The sequence below is a fragment of the Mangrovibacterium diazotrophicum genome, assembly GCF_003610535.1.
Taxonomy (GTDB): domain Bacteria; phylum Bacteroidota; class Bacteroidia; order Bacteroidales; family Prolixibacteraceae; genus Mangrovibacterium; species Mangrovibacterium diazotrophicum.
Genome location: NZ_RAPN01000001.1, coordinates 3954066 through 3973180, shown reverse-complemented (window position 1 = coordinate 3973180; position 19115 = coordinate 3954066). Strand labels below are relative to the sequence as shown.

Sequence of the window (19115 nt, the reverse complement as noted above, 5' to 3'; positions counted from 1 at the left end):
CACCGTTCAAACTTGTGCGATTGGCTAAAAGCACATCCCGACCGTCAAATTGAGGTTTCGCATTTTCGATTCTTTTTTCCCTAAATCAGACTCGGGAAACTCAAAGGTGTAATCATCCCCGGTATCCACCATAAAAACCAACTGTTGCTGGAAATAAGTTCCACGCTCCTTCCGGTACTCGAGCTTTGGGTTGATGGCGTTGTATTCCACACCAATCATCAGCTTCCCATAGCGAAAATTTAGTCCGGCAGCATAACCTAATGTTACTGAAGCAGAGTATTTGTCGTCCAGGTCGCCCAGATCTTTTCCATAAGGCATCATCAAGGTCGCCCAGGCAATGTCCGCTTTTGCGAAAAGATCAATCGCTGTTCTTCTTCCGGGGCAATAGGTCAAACAGGGGCCTATTTTACTTCCTGCACGAAAGATTCCCAGATTTGCGGTGGAACCATATCCGATCAAATCTTCACCGGAATCATCAACCAGGTCTTCACCGGTACCATCCTGCAGTGTTCCCTCTTCATCGTTAATCGTTTGAAAACGGGAAAAACTAAGATAGGCAATATCAAAGTTCAAACCGATCGACATTTGATCGCCTGCCCCGATAGGCATCACCTGAATAATGGTACCCAAATCGAAGTTTGCTCCTAACTTGGTTACATCGCTGTCCCAGCCATCTTTGCCAAGTTCAAAGTAATTCCACGAAGGAATGGAATAGCCAAACCGGAAGTAAACCTTGTTATCCAGCTCCTGGCAAAAGGCAGAAACGGACAAAAGAAGGGCAGCTGTAAGCACAACTAGCTTTTTCATATTTTGTTGAGGTTTTGATTTTTAGATAAAGAGTAAGAATAAATTAGTCTTTGACACATCTCACAAACATTCCTGTTTTTTGGGACAAACTGCCTCTTTCAACTTCATCCATGTGAGCCCAAATATATCGGCAGTAAGCATGAGCTGACGTATGTACTGTTGCACTCCACCAGTAGGCATCATAATCACCATCAAATGTCCCGTCCAGGTACCGATAACCTCCGGGCAGTGCTGTAAATCCCGACGAATTATTGGTACTGTAATTCTTACCCGGAAAACATTCATTGCTGGAGTTAGTCCCCCAATCACTTTGTGCCGCTAATGCTGAATTAGTACCACAGGATTGACCCAAATTATTTGAGACATAATTAAGCAGTTCTGCCCATTCATCGTCGGTTGCAACATGCCACCCCTTTGGTGCTATCTTTCTGTCGTCGTTTACGGCATACCAGTTATATAAAAGTCCGCTTTTGCTGCCGTTATTAGCATTGTTTTCGAAATTACAGTATGCGCCCTTCTTAAGATTATACCACTCTGCATTTTCTGTCACATTAGGCAGAACATCGCCATTTCGATATTTTGTTGCCTTTAGGTTCTCGGCCATCCAGATCTGGTTGCCAATGCGCACCCAACTGTATTCCTGATTATCGCGAGCATCAACAAAAGTTCCCGAATCACCTTCCAGGTCCTCTGGATCTTCGGAACCTTCTTCTGCTTCTTTGCAGGAAGGGAACATAGCGCATAACTCGCCATTTGTAAGCTTAACGGAAGTTCCGTATTCGTTGTAAAGGGTACAACTAAACCGGGCCTTCACAACACAAGTCGTGGGATCATCCTTGTATTTTGTAATCTCCGTGATTTTAAATTCACCGTCAGAAAAATCACCGTCGAGAGTTCCTGTGCTCCACAAAACACCATTCGCATCAACATAGTTAATGGCTACACCATCACTCACCGTAAGGTTTTCAAATGATGTCACGCCAGCATAATTATTACTACCGACATTCAGAATCGTAGAAAGCTCTGCACAATCGGTCGGCTCATTCTCGAATGTTTTCAAAAAGAAAATACTTACTTGCTCTGCATCTTCCTCTGAACCTACAAAATAGCTCTCACTTCCCGCAACATATCCGAAAAGACTTTCCTCCCCTTCTTCTGCACTGTAATTGTAATAATTCGTATTGTCAGCCTGGATAATCAATGGAACACCATCCATATTTGCTGCAAAATAATAATTGGATGACACGTCGTAAATGCTCTCAAATTCCTGATCGTCTTTAGAGCAGGCGAAGCACAACAATAGCATGCCGGCAAGGAAAATCGCTTTTTTCATAGGTGTAGATTTTATTCGTTCAACGAAGGTTGACAGTAATTATCGATTCAGAATCGGACGACTATCAAACGCACGAAACAAACTTAAATTATATTAATTAGATAATAGAATCTACAACGTAACAAATCGTGTATTTAATATATTTATTTTACAAAAACACTCAATTTATATCAAGTCTAAATAACTGACTTATTGCCCACCCATTCAACCTTCATCACCTGACTAATCAAAAAAAAATCGCCACCGGCCCGAAGGCACAGTGGCGAAAGCTATTCTTGGTGTAAAAAAACTATTGCTAAATAAACAAGTTCAAATTTGATTTTTCGGCCTCTTCCAGGTAAGTGGCAACACCACCGATTTCAACGCCGTCAATCAGTTCCTCTTTGCTCACCCCCATCACATCCATCGACATTTGGCAGGCAATCATACGAACACCATTATCGAGTGCGGTGCGGATCATATCTTCAACCGAATCAACTTTCTTTGAAAGCATCCGCTTCTTCATCATCATCGATCCCATACCGAACATGTTCATTTTCGAAAGCTTCAGGTTCCCGGCACTTTCAGGCATCATTTTGCCAAACATGTTCCCCATGAAATCTTTTTCCACTTTTGGCTTTTCAGTCTTTTTAATGACATTCAATCCCCAGAAGGTGAAGAACAAGGTTACTTCTTTTCCGGTAGAGGCTGCTCCGTTCGCGATCACCATCGATGCCAGCGCACGATCCAAATCATCACTAAAAACCACCATCGTTTTATTTTGTGGCAAATTGGCTACCGTTGCACCGTTAGCAGCCGCTGGCTTTTTATCGCCTCCCTTTTCAATCACAGCCGAAATAATTCCGGCATTACTATCGAGCGAAACCAGCTTATTACCGGTCATGTTACACCACGACTGTACATCCTTCAGGAAACCCGGATCACTGGCCTTCTGCAACAAACGATCGCCAACATTCAGGTTCGCCATTTCCGTTTTCAATTTCAAAATCGGACCAGGACATTGCAATCCACAAGCGTCAACCTCGATGGTTTTGAAATTTGCTACTGCCGGAATCGGCTCAACATTTCCGCCAATCTTTCCACGATAAATGTTACTATCGTGCGCAATGTAGCTTGACTCGAAAATATCCTCGTTACTTTGTTTTGAAGTAGTGTGTTCGTAAGTTTTGTAACCACCGCTCAGGTTGTACACGTCGGTAAAACCATTTTGTGTGAGGATTCGGCAAGCAAAATATCCGCGAATACCAACACCGCAATACACAATGATTTTCTTATCGCGCGGAATTTCGTCCAACCGCTCACGGATCTTGTCCACCTCAACGTTCAACGAACCTTCAATGTGTCCCAACTCGTGTTCTTCCGGCGTACGCACATCCAACAAGCAAATGTTGCGCGAATCCATATTGCTGACGTCTCTCCAGTTCATCACTTTCAATCTGTCGGTCAGAATATTTTCAGCCACAAAACCAGCCTGGTTAACCGGATCTTTTGCCGAAGAATACGGCGGAGCGTAAGCATGCTCAATTTCCTGCAGGTCATAGATAGTACCATTTTTCATCAGAACCGTTGCGATCAGGTCGATGCGTTTGTCAACACCATCGTAACCAATCATCTGCGCACCGTACAGCTTTCCGGTTTTCGGTTGAAACAGAATTTTCAGCGTGTAAGGCATCGCTCCCGGGTAATAGCCGGCATGAGACGATCCGTGAATGATACTTGAAATATAATCGATTCCTTCTTTCTTGAGCGCTTTTGCAGCCAAACCAGTTGATGCAACAGTAATATCAAAAACCTTGGCAATTGCCGTCGCGATAGCGCCTTTGTAGACACGGGTATTTCCCATCACAACGTTATCGGCCACAATACGCCCTTGCTTGTTTGCCGGACCAGCCAGGTAGGTATTCACATATTTCCCGGTAATCGGGTGTGGAAAAGCGATGGCGTCACCCAACGCATAAACATGTTCGTCGTTGGTTTGAAGGTACTCATTTACTTTGATCCCTCCGTTTTCAGCCAATTCCAAACCAGCCTCTTTCACCAGTTTTGTTTCCGGGCGAACACCAATCGACAAAATCACTAACTCAGTTTCAATTTCACGACCTGACTGCAAAACAACTTTCACATGGTCGTCAACCTTTTCAAAGGCGTTTACACCATCTTTCAGATAAAACTCAACATTCTTGGTTTTCAGGTGCTGGTGAACTTCTGCTGCCATTTCGTAATCCAGCGGCGCCATCACCTGGTTGGCCATTTCCACAATCGTCACATCCATGCCTAGCGCGTGTAGGTTTTCAGCCATTTCCAAACCAATAAAACCGGCACCGATTACAACAGCACGACGCGGCTTTCTCTCGTTACAATAGGTCTTGATTTTATCAGTATCGTGTACATTACGAAGTGTAAAAATCGAAGGGTGACTGATACCCGGAATCGGCGGACGAACCGGCTCTGCTCCCGGCGAAACAATCAGCTTATCGTAGCTCTCGACATAACTTTCGCCTGTTTTGTGATTCTGAATTTCTACCGTCTTTGCTTCACGGTTAATTTTCATCACTTCCTGCAAAACCCGAACATCAACATTCAACCTTGCCTTGAAACTCTCGGGTGTTTGAACCAGCAGCTTTTCGCGCTCCTTAATCGTGTCGCCGATGTAATACGGCAACCCGCAGTTCGCATACGAAATATACTGTCCGCGCTCGAACATGATAATTTCGGCTTGCTCATCCAACCTTCTTAAACGGGCGGCAGCAGTAGCCCCGCCGGCCACTCCACCTATAATAACATACTTTGCCATTTTATATTTATTTGTGTAAAAAGCTATCTTTATAAATAGACATGCAAATATCTAGATATTTATTAAAACACAATCATCTGCAAAGTAATTTTAACGTCCTGTTTAGAAGATTTAACATCTGCTTTTTATGAAAAAAAGATGCAGAAATCCGGTTATCGGGAGCTTCTGCATCTTACGTATTCGTTCAAAAAAAGATCTCTAATAGTTAATTAAATGATGCTGAATAGCCAGAAAAGAGAGTGTCGCAATTGAAAACCAAAGTACGATTCCCAAAACGAAACTTTTTAGGCCAGCCTGTTTCGAATCGGCAATGGAAATATTAGAGCCAATCAGCAGCAAAGCAACTACCATTCCCCGTTTTCCAAGCCAATTCAGATGTCCAAAAGTATCTTGCATTTGCGGAACAAAGTGTGCAAATAGCAGCGCCAATACGAACAGCCCGATAAACCAGGGGATTTTAATTTTACCTTTTTCATTTTTACGATCGATAAAAGCAAAGGCCACCGAAACCGGTATAATCCAGAGCGCGCGGGTCAACTTAACTGTGGTAGCAATCTCCAATGCCTTCGCACCGTATGAAGCGCCTGCTCCAACAACTGAGCTGGTATCGTGGATGGCAATGGCTGCCCAATAGCCAAAGGCTTCCTGGCTTAGGTGAAAGAAGTGGCCGATCATGGGAAACAACAGCAACGCCAATGCATTCAATACAAAAACTACAATCAGCGAGAAGGAAATCTGGAAGTTTCGGGCTTTAATTACCGGGGCCAACGCAGCAATGGCACTTCCTCCGCAGATCGCTGTTCCGGCAGCAATCAGCACGCTGATTTTGTGATCAACCTTCAGAAGTTTTCCGAGCAAAAGCCCCAGCGAAATCGTTGCAATAACAGAAACGGCTGTAATCTCGAAACCGCTCTTTGAAGCTTGCACCACTTGACTCAGGTTCATGCCAAAGCCCATTAGTACAATTGATGCCTGCAAAACAATAGCTGTAAAACTTGACATTTTCTGGTGTTTCAAACCAAGCAGCGATAGGCCGATGCCGATGAGAAGTGCCAAAGCGGGAGACATAAACGGCATAAAACAGGCTGCCAACAGCACAAAGTAGATGAGTTGAATTTGACGTTGATTGAGATTCATGACGTATTCTTTTTGCTTACAAAGCTACAAGAACACTATAACCAAGTCAAATTGTATATTTTTATTCTCTATAACTATATATTATACGAAAAAAGAAAACTCCGAAACAATTCAGGAATGCTTTTCTCAGGTCCCTGTCGTACCGCCAGTCTGAATTTCCGACGAATCTCGAAATCCTTCACCTTCACGCGAACCAGCTGTTTCAGTGCCAATTCCTTTTCGATTGACTTCTCTGAAACCAAAGCCAGTCCATCGAAATTGAGCAGGAAGTTTTTGATTGCTTCTGTGCTCCCGAGGTGAATGAAAATATTCAGCCGCTCCAAATCAACCTGCTGCATGGAGAGTGCGTGCTGAATCACTTCCAGTGTACCGGAGCCTTTTTCGCGCAGCACGATGGGGATTTCCTGGAAATCAGCAATCGTCAGTGATTTCTGCCTGGCTATTAACTGGTTCGCTGCAGCCACAGCCACTATTTCGTCGTCCATAAAATCGAAATACCGAATGTTGGCCTGCGAACTGTCGTTTTCAACCAAAGCCAGGTCAATTTCATTATTCAACAGCTTCCGCTCCATATCAAAGGAGTTTCCATTGAACAAGTCGAGCTTGATTTGCGGATAGCGCTGGTGAAAAGCTGCCAGAACAGCCGGAATAACATATTGCGAAATAGTAGAACTGGCACCAATTTGAAGCAAACCACGGTGCGCATCATTTAAACGCCCAAGTTCAAATTCCATTTCGCCGTATTGTTCCCTGATTTTTCGCAAATGTTGGTAAGCCACTTTGCCGGCCTGCGTCAGGTAAATTTTGTTGCCCTTGCGATCAAAAAGTGCGGTATTCAATTTATTCTCCAGCTCCTTGATATGTTTCGTAACGGCCGGCTGGCTGATAAACAAATCCTCGGCTGCTTTCGAAAAACTCAGCTTTTCGGCAACAGCCATAAACACTTCGTCGCGGTAATCCATTGGGTTTTCTTTTACCGCTAAAAATAAGAAACATCGAACAAGAAATGAAAAATATGAAATCAGAACACCCATCATTGTTTGTTCCCTATTTCGCTTTACTTATTCTGCTCAACTCAAACATTCGTCGTTTTAGCTCAAAATGTGTTTCTTTGTGAGCTGAAAACAGAATAGGGAATTTATGAAGACCGTATTAAATTATTTGTTGACACCCGTTTACCTCCTCACATTTGGCCTGTTGCTACTTATTTTTCACCCAATCCAGGTGATTTGTCGTTACACGGGAGGCTACCAATTGCGCAAAAAGTCGGTCGATGTCCTGAACTTCCTTTTACTATATAGCCTTGTTATTTTGGGTTCTCGCATTCGTTTTCGCGGCTTCGAAAAGCTACCGCAAGGACGACCTTTTATTATTGTATCCAACCATCAAAGCACGTTTGATATCCCACCAATTGTTTGGGGATTTCGCAAACACCATCCAAAATTTGTATCGAAAAAAGAATTGGGGAAAGGCATTCCGAGTATTTCATACAACCTGCGCCATGGTGGCTCAGCCCTAATCGACCGCAAAAATGGGCGTCAGTCGCTGGTTGAAATCAGCAAATTGGGTAAGCATATTCAGAAAGAAAACTATAGTGCCAGTATTTTCCCCGAAGGTACCCGCAGCAAAAACGGCAAAGTGAAACGCTTTCAGTCGCCGGGTATTGCTATGCTGCTGAAGTCGGCGCCTTCTGCCTGTATCGTTCCTTTTGTAATTGATGGAAATAGTCAGTTGATGGCGAAAGGATATTTTCCGCTTCAGGTTGGAACAAAGTTGAACTACACCGTGCTTGACCCGATTGAACCGGCTGGCCGCGACGTAGCGGAATTAACCGCCGAAATCGAGCAAAAAATCAAGCAACACTTAGGGCAAGACTAGCTTATCTACGATTTCACGAATTACTATTTACGATTGGAAAGAAACCCAGCAAAAATCTGAATTAAAGAATAGGCAGTCCAGCTCCAAATAGCGACTCGCGTCTCCAGACTACTCTTGAATGTAAACACGACGTACGCGCTGTGAAATTCCGGTCAGTACTTCGTAAGGAATCGTTCCCATCCAGTCGGCCAGGTCAGTCAGGCGAATATGTTCGCCCATCAGCTCAACAGACTCACCGGCCTGTACATCCGCTCCGGTAACATCAATCATGCTCATGTCCATGCAAATGTTCCCGATAATCGGGTATTGACGTCCGGCAATCCACACTTTTCCGGCACCGTTACTCAATCGGCGATCATAACCATCGGCATAGCCCACCGGGATAATAGCAACCTGCTTCGGAGTTGTCACTTTTCCTTTGCGTCCGTAGCCAACTGTTTCGCCAGCGGCTACTGTTTTTACCTGCGAAATTACCGTGGTCCATCGGGCAACCGTTTCTGCCTGCAAGGCATCCGACTGCGACACGCCGTAAAGTCCAATCCCCAAACGAACCATCTCCATTTGGTAATCGGCGAAGCGTTCAATACCGGCCGAGTTTAAAATGTGCCGAATGACTTTATTCGGCTGGTTCGCCACAACAGGGGTGCTCAATTTTTTAAACCGAAGAAATTGCTCTTTTGTGAACCCATCGTGGTCGGAACTATCGCTGGCCGCCAGGTGCGAAAACACAGATTGAATACGCAGACGTCCTTCGCGGGGCACACGCAACGCAATCTGCTCGAGCTCGTCAGCCGACGAAAACCCTAATCGGTGCATACCGGTTTCCAATTTCAGGTGAATCGGGAAATTGCTCACTGCCATCCGGCGCGCCGCCCGATCGAACTGTTCATAAACTTCGGTCGAGTAAATATTCGGTTCGAGGCGGTATTCCAGCATCATCTCAAAACTGTGTTCCTCCGGATTCATCACCATGATTGGCGTGCTGATCCCGGCTTGCCGTAACTCGATACCTTCATCGGCAACCGCCACAGCCAGGTAATCTACCTGCTGAAATTCCAACGCCCGGGCAATCTCAACCGTACCGCTGCCGTACGAAAACGCTTTCACCATGATGGTGATTTTCGTTTCCGGATTCAAACGAGCCCGATAGCGATTCAGGTTTTCAACCAAATTATTCAGATTGACCTCAAGTTGGGTCTGGTGATATTTTTGTTGAAGCACGGAAGCGATCCGCTCAAAGCGAAAATCGCGTGCCCCTTTTAATAAGATATGCTCGTTACGAAACTCGGCAGGTCTGAAATTTGTCAGAAACTCCTCGGTCGATTGGTAAAATTTTGCTCCCGCAACAAACAACTCCCGGTTCAGGTACAAACGACGTCCAATCCCAATCAGTCGGTCAATCTCGTAAACCTTCAACAAACGATTCACTGCCTGCGCCAACTCAGAACCCGAAAAACCTGACTGTTCAATATCCGATAAGATCAAACATCGCGGCCGCTTCTCATTCATCGACTGGCTCTTCAAAAACTGCAAAGCAATCGTCAGCGAATTGATATCGGAATTATAGTAATCGTTAATCAACAAACAATTATTGATACCCTGTTTCAACTCCAAACGCATTGCCACAGCCTGCAATTGAGAGAAAGCAGCCATCACCGAATCATTGGCATAACCGGAACTGAAGATAAATGCCAGGCAATGTCCAACATTTTCAAGCGACGCAAAATCAGTGAATGGAACGTTTAACTCATATTCTCGTCCATTCCAGTTAAATTGAATGCGGGTTGAATGAGCCTGAGGGTGCATGTATAAAAACAAATCAGCGGTTTCATCCGAAGTTGACCAGGCAAAAAGCTTCTTGTCTCCTTTTCCGTAAGTCTGACCAATCTGCTCGGTTACCAGGTCTTGCTCTTTGCGGTAAATTAAAGAATCGCAGGAAGCAAACAACTTCAACTTCTCATCCAGCTTTTTGCTTAAACTCGAAAAGTTTTCCTGGTGCGCTTCACCCAAGTTTGTAATAATACCAACGGTGGGTTGAATGACTTCGGCCAACTTCTCCATCTCGCCGGGCATGGAAATACCCGCTTCAAAAATGGCCAGCTCAAACTGGTCGCTCATATTCCAAACCGACAACGGCACACCCACTTGCGAGTTGTAGCTTTTGGGACTTCGTATAATCTTGACGGTTTCATGCAATAAATCATACAACCACTCCTTGACAATGGTTTTTCCGTTGCTCCCGGTGATAGCCAAAACCGGATAATCATATTTCGCGCGAACAGCGGCTGCTAACTTTTGTAGTGCATCCAGCGAATCTTCAACCTTTACAAAATAAGCCAAAGGGTATTTGTGCACTTCAATCGGTTCGCAAACCACGAAACTGAGCACACCTTTATGGTAAAGGTCGCCAATGTATTGGTGCCCGTTGTGGCGAACGCCCTTGAGTGCGAAAAACAAACACGAATGGACATCGGCAATCGTTCGACTGTCGATCGAAACAGACTGAATAGTCGGACTTGAATCCAGATCGGCAGCCGACTTCAATACTCCGTTAACCAAACCAGCGATTTCTTTCAACCCAAAAACAGCCATAGCGCAATTGAATTTCTATTTTTTATTGTAGCACGACCGACAAAGCGGCTCATATTCATTTTTCTCGCCTAACATCACCTGCTTTTCATTAGCCGACAAGCGATGCGAAAACTGAGCAATACTTCCGCAGCGAACACAAATGGCATGCACCTTCGTCACGTACTCAGCGACAGCCATCAACTCTGGCATGGGTCCAAACGGCTTCCCTTTGAAATCCATATCGAGCCCGGCCACAATAACACGAACGCCCATCTCGGCCAATTTGGTACACACCTCCACCAAACCTTTGTCAAAAAACTGGGCTTCGTCAATGCCCACTACTTCGTAGCCGCCCGACAACAACAGGATAGCCGCCGAATTATCAACCGGCGTGCTGGGAATGGAATTTTCGTCATGCGAGACTACCTCGGACACGGAATAACGCACATCAATTTTAGGCTTGAAAATTTCAACTTTTTGACGTGCAAACTGAGCCCGACGCATGCGACGAATTAATTCCTCGGTCTTTCCCGAAAACATCGATCCGGCTATGACTTCAATGCTTCCTCCCGGTTTCCGGTGACTTAAATCTCTTTCCAAAAACATATCATTCGATTCAATGGAGTTTTTAGTACTTTTACGCAAATGTAATATTTTAGACCTTAGGCTTCGGACAAACAGACGACGGATTATCAGTCTCAATCAATTTAAACCGGCTTCTGAAATCTGACAGCTAACATCTTATAAATTTATGAACCGGACCAAATTACTCCAAATTATACAGAAGAATCTGGATGAGTTGAGCGAGATCAACCAGGAAATGAACCGCGACTCTCAACCTTCGAAATTCGAAGTAGAATTAGCATTAAACAAAGCCCGACTACTTCTGCAGGAATACGAGTTTTTGCAGGAAATCTGCCAACAGGAAACAACTTCAGGTGAAATGACCAAAACTGAAAAAGCGGAGGTTGAACCAGCGACATCAGAACCGGTAGTTCAGCCGCAACCCAAAAAGACCGAAGTTGCGCCTAGTGTTTACAAAACACCAACTCCGAGTCCGGTTAAAGAAATGCCGAAGCACGAACCGGTAACCGAAAAACCAGAACCAACAAAGGCAATTGAAGAAGAACCGGAGGAAGTTGAAGTTGAGATTCCGCAAGCCGAACTGGTTGAAGTGCCCATTCCGGAAAAAGATACGGTGCTACCGAATGAGGTCGTCCAACCTACGAAAGTAGACGAACCGGTTGCCCACGAAATCGAAACGCCTCAAAACGGAAGTGCTGCACACAAGAAGACAGTGACCGATCAGTTTGTTTCGAAATCGCTGAACGACCTGCTAACTGCCAGCAACAAGCTGGATCATCGCTTTGCCAGCAGCCCAATTGCCAAACTCGAAAATGCCATCGGTCTAAACGATCGTTTTCAGTACATTCGCGAACTGTTTCAAAATGATGCTGACGGATTTCGCGAAACGATTAGCAAACTCGACCGCATGCACACGCTGGAGGAAGCACTTGCGTATTTGGATTCGAAATTTAACTGGGAGAAAACCGACACCAGCCTGCAATTCATGCACCTGGTAAAACGCCGTTTCTCCAATTTATTTTAACATCAGCACGACACCAAGATAATCACCATGGCAAAATTATATTTGGTCCCAACACCTATTGGCAACCTGGACGACATGACCTTCCGCGCAATCAAAATCCTGAAAGAAGTGGATTTAATTTTGGCTGAAGACACCCGAACATCATCCAAATTACTGCACCATTTCGAGATCCAAAACAAACTGAGTTCGCACCATAAGTTCAACGAACATCAGACTGCAGAGAATATTGCCAAGCGCGTTGAAGCCGGTGAAAATATTGCGTTGATCTCAGATGCCGGAACTCCAGGTATCAGTGATCCGGGATTTCTGTTGGTTCGCCAATGCATTGAATTGGGTGTTGAAGTAGAATGTTTGCCTGGTGCAACGGCACTCATTCCCGCTTTGGTCAATTCAGGACTACCCTGCGACCGATTTTGTTTCGAAGGCTTCCTTCCTCAAAAGAAAGGTCGTCAGAAAAAGATGCTGTCATTGGTGGAGGAAGAGCGTACTATGATTTTTTACGAATCTCCCTACCGACTAACAAAAGCCCTGGAACAATTTATCGAACATTTTGGCGAAGAGCGTCGCGTTTGCGTCTCACGCGAGCTGTCGAAACTCTTCGAAGAAAACTTCCACGGAACATTGAAAGAAGCGCTGGAGCACTTCAACGCTAAAACCGTTAAAGGTGAAATTGTAATCGTACTGGAAGGAAAAACAAGCTAGATGGGTTTCAATCCGAAATACACACATCTTTTTTTCGACCTGGATAACACGCTTTGGGACTTTGACCACAACGCTAAGCTGGCAATGTATGATACTGTAGAAGAAATGAACTTACTCGAACAGCTGGAAGACTTCGATGAGTTCTATAATTTTTACGAAAATGTCAACAACCAACTTTGGGACGCGTACCGCAAAAAGGAAATCTTTAAAAATGAATTAATCACCAAACGTTTCTCCGACACGCTGAGCGAATTCGGAATAAAAAGCATCGACCCGATAGCAATGAACGAATGCTACCTGGAACACATGGCGAAACAAACCACTTTGGTAGAAGGTACCATAGAATTGCTGACGACTTTGAAACAACGAAACTTCCGCCTAATGATCATAACGAATGGATTTCGGGAAGTGCAACTCAACAAATTAAAAAATTCCGGATTAGCACAATTCTTCGACCATGTGTTTATTTCAGAGGATCTTAACTTCCCAAAACCCGACATCCGCGTTTTTCAACACGCCATTCGCAGCAGCAACGCCAAAAAGGAAAAAAGCATCATGATTGGTGACAACTGGGAAACCGATATTATTGGAGCCCGAAACTTCGGAATTGATCAGATTTTTTTCTCAAAAGACAGAAAAAATGAACTTTACCCCTTCGATTCAATCTTGGACAATCAAAAAAATGACATTTTTTCTAGCGAACCCCCTTCTTTGAAGACATTCTGTATTCAAAAATTAACAAATATTTTACTCATTATTTGAGTAAAAAAAAGAAGAGAAAAACATCTTCAATACACTCAATCATAAACATTTAAAAAAATACGGATCTTTCGCACCTTCCGACCTACAAGTCAAACCCTGACATTTATCATATTTAGCAAAGTAAAAAAGAATGCCGAAGTGTAGTAACCTATCTATAAATTTCTATTTTTGTAATCGTTAGTCATTTTTAACACTTATTAAATGTTTGGGGAGACCGATGTTAACAAATGACAAAATACAGCAAAAGACTGTTTGGGGGAATAGCGAGCGCTGTATTAAAAAACAAATTCTAAAAGGGGAATATACACTTATATTTTGCTGATCTTATTTCTGAAAAAGAATTGATGCTGTTTAATTATTAAAATTATTTCTATGAAAAAAATCGCATTATTGCTTGCAATTTTTGCAATTGGTTTGCAGTCTGTATTGGCTCAAACCAAGGAAATTACAGGTACTGTGACTTCCGCGGATGACGGAAGTACCATACCCGGTGTTTCTGTATCGGTTAAGGGGACAACCCTGGGAACAATTACCGACCTGGATGGTAACTATTCCATGAAAGTACCTCAAGATGCCAAGACATTGGTATTCTCATTTGTTGGTATGCAAACATTGGAAGTAGTTATCGAAGGTGCAACTGTTAACGCTGCTCTTCAATCAGACGTAGTTGGTATCAACGAAGTAGTTGTAACTGCCTTGGGTATTTCACGTGAAAGAAAGTCATTGGGATACGCAGTACAGGAAGTTTCAGGGGAAGAAGTTAACAACACAAAAGGTGACAACTTCGTAACTTCTCTGTCAGGCCGTGTTTCAGGTATCCAGGTGAAAAACAACACGAACTTCGGTGGTTCTACCAACGTTATTATCCGAGGTTCTTCATCGTTGACCGGTAACAACCAGGCTTTGTTTATTGTAGACGGAATTCCAATCGACAACGCCAATACTAACAATTCTGGTCAGACGACTGGTCGTAGTGGTTATGACTACGGTAACGCTGCTGCCGACATCAACCCGAATGACATCGAGTCAATCAGTGTTTTGAAAGGTGCTGCAGCAACTGCACTTTATGGTTCTCGTGCTGCCAACGGTGTTATCTTGATTACAACTAAGAAAGGTAAAGACAGTGCCGGTAAAGGTCCACAAGTAAAAGTTAGTTCGAACGTGACCATCAGCAAGATCGACAAAAAAACTTTCCCGGAGTATCAAACAAGCTACGGTGCAGGTTATGGTGATTACTACTATAGTGATGGTGATCATCCTGGTTTGGAGTACTATGCTGACGTTAACGGCGATGGTGTAACCGATTATACAACTCCTTACTATGAAGATGCTTCTCGTGGTGAAAAATTCGACGCAAGTTTGATGGTTTATCAATGGGACGCTCTTTATGCGGATTCTCCAAACTACCTGAAAGCAACACCATGGGTTGCCGGAGCAAATGGCCCGGAAAGTTTCTTCGAAACAGGTGTTAGCACATCAAACTCAGTTGACGTATCTGGTGGTGACGATCAAACAACTTATCGTTTCAACTACACCTATTTCGATCAATCAGGTGTAATGCCAAACAGCCACTTGGACAAACACAACCTGATGTTCAACGGTTCACACAAAATTTTGGACAATTTGAAAATCACTTCTTCTGCAAACTACATCAGAACAAGTGGTAAAGGTCGTCCTTCAACTGGTTACTCAGATAACATCATGTCTTCGTTCCGTCAGTGGTACCAAGTAAACGTTGACCTTGGTTTGCAAGAACAAATGTACAAGAAGACACACCAAAACATTACCTGGAACCCGGTTGCATACGACGACCTAGCTCCTGCATACTGGGATAACCCATACTGGGTACGTTACGAAAATTATGAGACTGACGGCAGAAGTCGTTTAATCGGATATGCTCAGTTGGATTGGGATATTACAAGCGATTTGAGTGCAATGGGTCGTTACTCAATCGACACCTACGAAGAATTACAAGAAGAACGTAAAGCAGTTGGTTCTGGTGCCGGTGAATTCGGTGTTGACCGTCCTGACGTAACTTCAGGTTACAGCCGCTACACAAAAGCGTTTACTGAAACGAACCTTGACCTGATGTTGAACTACCACAAATCGTTCACTGAAGACTTGGATTTCACTGCCATATTGGGTATGAACGTTCGCCGTACTAAAAACGAAACTGTTTATGCATCAACCAACAACGGATTAGCTGTAGAAGGTTTGTATGCGCTTAGTAACAGTGTTGACGCGATGTTACCTCCAGAGGAAGTTTTCTATCGCGTAGGTGTTAACGGTATTTTTGGTAGCGTTTCATTGGGCTACAAAAACACTTTGTTCTTAGACGGTACTTTGCGTCGCGACCAATCTTCAACATTGCCAGAAGCAAACAACACTTACTACTACCCATCTGTAACTACCAGCTTTATCTTCTCAAACTTAGCAGAAGCTGACTGGATGTCATTGGGTAAAGTTCGTTTGAACTACGCTGAAGTAGGTAACTCTGCTCCGGCATTGAGCACAAAAGATGTTTACTCTGCAAACTCTCCGTTCAGTGGTACTTCTTTGGTTACGTTACCAAACACAAAGAAAAATTCAACACTGAAACCAGAAAGAACAAAATCCTGGGAAGCTGGTTTGGAAATGAACTTTGTGAAAAACCGCGTTGGATTTGACTTAGCTTTCTATAAAACCAACACCACCGACCAATTGATGCCAGTAACTGTATCTTATGCAACTGGATTCTCTTCAAACTGGGTGAATGCCGGTGAACTCCAAAACAAAGGGATTGAATTGGCAATTATGGGTACTCCTGTAAAATCAAAAGATTTTAGATGGGATGCTCGTTTGAACTGGTCAACCAATAAAAACGAAGTAATTTCGTTGTACAAAGACGAATCAGGCAACCAAATTACAAACTTGCAATTAGCTAGCTTCCAAGGTGGTGTTTCTACTAATGCTCGCGTTGGACAACCTTACGGAACCATCCTGGGTTCTGACTTCCAATACGCTGACAACGGTGGTAAAATTGTAAGCCAAACAACAGGTCGCTACCTGAAAACTTCAACCAACGACCAGGTAATTGGTGATACTAACCCAGACTGGAACGCTGGTTTATCAAACTCATTCAAATACAAAAACCTGGCGTTGAGCTTCCTGATCGACTGGCAAAAAGGTGGTGATGTATTCTCGCTTGACTTGTGGTACGGTATGGGAACCGGTCTGTACAAAGAGACTGCCGGCTTGAATGACCTGGGTAACGAAAAACGTTCTGCGATTGAGAAAAACTCAGACGGAACATATGCATCTACCAGTGGTGGTACAATCAACCCGGGTGTTGATGCTGACGGAAACCCAAATACTGTTCGCGTAAGCAACCAAAACTACGGTGCTGATGGTTGGGCTGTGAGTCCGAATAAAAAATTCGTTTACGATGCTTCTTACATCAAATTGAGAGAAGTAACATTGACTTATGATCTTCCTAAGAGCATCGTCAACAAATTGTACCTGGAAAACGCTTCTATCGGAATCGTAGCTTCAAACCTTTGGATTATCCACAAAAACCTGCCTTATGCTGATCCGGAAGCCAGTCAAGGTTCGGGTAACTACCAAGGATGGCAGAGTGGTGTAATGCCAGCAAACAAAAACTTTGGTTTCACTCTGAATCTTCAATTTTAATAAGGAGGAATTACAATGAAAAGAATACTATATTTTTTACCTATCTTATTCGTATTTGCGACCACTTCGTGTACGGATAAATTTGAGGAGTTCAACACGGACACAAAGAACCCGTCTGTGGTTCCCGGTGAGTCATTGTTTACGAATGCACAAAAGGAACTTTCAGACTATGTCAACAACACGAGCGTTAACATCAATATTTTCAAACTCATTTCTCAATACTGGACTGAGACAACTTATATTGATGAAGCGAACTACGACTTGGTAACCCGTAACATCGCACAAAACATCTTCAACCGTGGCTACCTGATCGTATTGAACGACTTAAAAGAAGCGGCAACATTGATCGAGGCAACCGAGGTGAATTCTTCAGAAACAGCGGTTAAAAACAACAAACTTCAGATTATCGAAATCATGAATGTTTATGTGTTTGCTCACCTGGTAGACGTGTTTGGTGCCGTTCCTTATACTGAAGCATTAAACATCGCAGACGTATACCCATCTTATGATGCAGGTTCAGATATCTATGCTGACTTGTTCACTCGTTTAGATGCTGCGATTGCCGGCCTTGATGCCAGCGCAGATAGCTACGACAATGCAGACTTGTATTACGGTGGAGACGTTGCTTCATGGGTAAAATTCGCCAACACGTTGAAAATCCGTATGGCCATCACAACTGCTGATGCAAACGACTCATATTCAAAATCAGCGATTGAAGCAGCTGTAGATGGCGCGTTCGAATCAAACGACGACGACTGCTTGTTGCAATACCTTTCTTCATCTCCAAACTACAACCAATTGTACGCTGACCTGGTTGCTTCAGGTCGTCACGACTTTGTTCCTGCCAATACAATTGTTGACGTAATGAACGATTTGGACGATCCACGTAGATCAGTTTATTTTACTGAGACAGACACATCAACAGTCACAGGTGTTGAAAAACTGGCTTATGTTGGTGGCGAATACGGATACTCTAACTCTTACAGCCAATATTCACATATCGGCGATATGATTCAGGAACCTACTTTTCCAGGAATCATGTTGACTTATTCCGAGCTTTGTTTCTACTTGGCAGAAGCAGCTGAAAGAGGTTACGATGTTGACGGTACAGCGGCTGAATGGTACGGCAAAGGTATCGAAGCTTCATTTGATTTCTGGGGAGTTAGCGGAGCGGAAGCCTATATCGCAAAAACAGACGTTGCTTACGCTACTGCAAGCGGTACCTGGAAAGAAAAAATCGGGGTACAATCGTGGTTAGCAAACTACACTCGTGGTGCAACAGCTTACAATACCTGGAGAAGATTGGACTACCCGATCTTCAACCTTCCTGAAGATGCTGAGAGCTACAGTGACATACCTGTACGTTTTACATTCCCTGTAAACGAACAAACATTGAATGCTGAAAACTATGCTGCGGCATCAACAATGATTGGTGGCGACGTAATTTCAACAAAAATCTTCTGGGATAAAAATTAAGCTCGACAAGATCTTGGGAAAAACCCCAAGCTTACAATACAAAAGCTGTCCTTTTTCGGGACAGCTTTTTTTATGCTCATTAGATAGCCTGCGGCACGCCAACCATCGCTTTCTTTTCTACAGAACACTAAATCCTAATTTCATATCCGGTTTCAATCCCCGAAACTTTTCTTACAAAACATTGAAATATTTGCCAATGAACCAGGAAAAGAATTTTAGGGCCTGAAACCCCATCTGGTTCCCCTCTCAAAAAGTCCCGAAGACGAACAAGAAGAATCAGCCCAACCGTATCTCTAGTGATACCAAGCTAAGTATTCACCTCGTGCCTATTCTTGGCCGTGTTCATTCCTCAAATCAAGCATAGGCGCCATTTCATT

General features: G+C 43.7%; 13 protein-coding genes. 6 read left to right on the top strand and 7 right to left on the bottom strand.

Translation table 11 applies throughout. The features are described from left to right. Window positions 1–24: 24 nt before the first annotated feature. From BC643_RS15685 to BC643_RS15665, 5 genes are all read right to left on the bottom strand, one after another. Complete coding sequence (locus BC643_RS15685; protein ID WP_120273978.1) at window positions 25–807, bottom strand: hypothetical protein; 783 nt, start codon at window positions 805–807, stop codon at window positions 25–27. A gap of 43 nt (window positions 808–850) precedes the next feature. Next, a complete protein-coding gene (locus BC643_RS15680) occupies window positions 851–2140 on the bottom strand; it encodes a fibrobacter succinogenes major paralogous domain-containing protein (protein WP_120273977.1) in 1290 nt (429 codons plus the stop codon). Window positions 2141–2435: 295 nt separating this feature from the next. Next, entirely contained in the window at window positions 2436–4934 is a 2499-nt protein-coding gene (locus BC643_RS15675; RefSeq protein WP_120273976.1) for a CoA-disulfide reductase, read from the bottom strand. Between the two features lie 198 nt (window positions 4935–5132). Continuing rightward, window positions 5133–6071, bottom strand: coding sequence for a YeiH family protein (locus BC643_RS15670; protein ID WP_120273975.1), 939 nt, complete (start codon window positions 6069–6071; stop codon window positions 5133–5135). 74 nt (window positions 6072–6145) lie between these two features. Further along, window positions 6146–7033 carry a LysR family transcriptional regulator gene (locus BC643_RS15665; RefSeq protein ID WP_120273974.1) on the bottom strand — a complete coding sequence of 296 codons (888 nt, stop codon included), beginning with the start codon at window positions 7031–7033 and terminating at the stop codon, window positions 6146–6148. Between the two features lie 178 nt (window positions 7034–7211). Here BC643_RS15665 and BC643_RS15660 point away from each other — a divergent pair, with 178 nt between their 5' ends. After that, the gene (locus BC643_RS15660; protein WP_120273973.1) at window positions 7212–7949 is read left to right on the top strand and encodes a lysophospholipid acyltransferase family protein; all 738 of its coding nucleotides are present in this window, start codon (window positions 7212–7214) and stop codon (window positions 7947–7949) included. Between the two features lie 108 nt (window positions 7950–8057). On the opposite strand, the gene BC643_RS15655 is transcribed toward BC643_RS15660, so the two are convergent. Both BC643_RS15655 and BC643_RS15650 read right to left on the bottom strand, forming a co-directional pair. Continuing rightward, complete coding sequence (locus tag BC643_RS15655; RefSeq protein WP_120273972.1) at window positions 8058–10541, bottom strand: bifunctional UDP-N-acetylmuramoyl-tripeptide:D-alanyl-D-alanine ligase/alanine racemase; 2484 nt, start codon at window positions 10539–10541, stop codon at window positions 8058–8060. Window positions 10542–10556: 15 nt separating this feature from the next. Further along, window positions 10557–11126, bottom strand: a complete 570-nt coding sequence (locus BC643_RS15650) for a thymidine kinase (RefSeq protein ID WP_120273971.1) — start codon at window positions 11124–11126, stop codon at window positions 10557–10559. A 145-nt stretch (window positions 11127–11271) separates the two neighbouring features. Between BC643_RS15650 and BC643_RS15645 the strand changes: the two genes are divergently transcribed. The 5 genes from BC643_RS15645 (at window position 11272) to BC643_RS15625 (ending at window position 18738) form a co-directional block, all read left to right on the top strand. Beyond that, window positions 11272–12129 (top strand): hypothetical protein, encoded by an 858-nt coding sequence (locus tag BC643_RS15645; protein WP_120273970.1) that lies wholly within the window; start codon window positions 11272–11274, stop codon window positions 12127–12129. A 27-nt stretch (window positions 12130–12156) separates the two neighbouring features. Beyond that, window positions 12157–12831 carry a 16S rRNA (cytidine(1402)-2'-O)-methyltransferase gene (gene rsmI, locus BC643_RS15640; protein WP_120273969.1) on the top strand — a complete coding sequence of 225 codons (675 nt, stop codon included), beginning with the start codon at window positions 12157–12159 and terminating at the stop codon, window positions 12829–12831. Next, window positions 12832–13593, top strand: coding sequence for a YjjG family noncanonical pyrimidine nucleotidase (locus BC643_RS15635; RefSeq protein ID WP_120273968.1), 762 nt, complete (start codon window positions 12832–12834; stop codon window positions 13591–13593). A gap of 372 nt (window positions 13594–13965) precedes the next feature. After that, on the top strand, window positions 13966–17262 hold the full coding sequence (locus tag BC643_RS15630) for a SusC/RagA family TonB-linked outer membrane protein (protein WP_120273967.1): 3297 nt from the start codon (window positions 13966–13968) through the stop codon (window positions 17260–17262). 15 nt (window positions 17263–17277) lie between these two features. Continuing rightward, complete coding sequence (locus BC643_RS15625) at window positions 17278–18738, top strand: SusD/RagB family nutrient-binding outer membrane lipoprotein (protein WP_120273966.1); 1461 nt, start codon at window positions 17278–17280, stop codon at window positions 18736–18738. The last annotated feature ends 377 nt before the right edge of the window (window positions 18739–19115 follow it).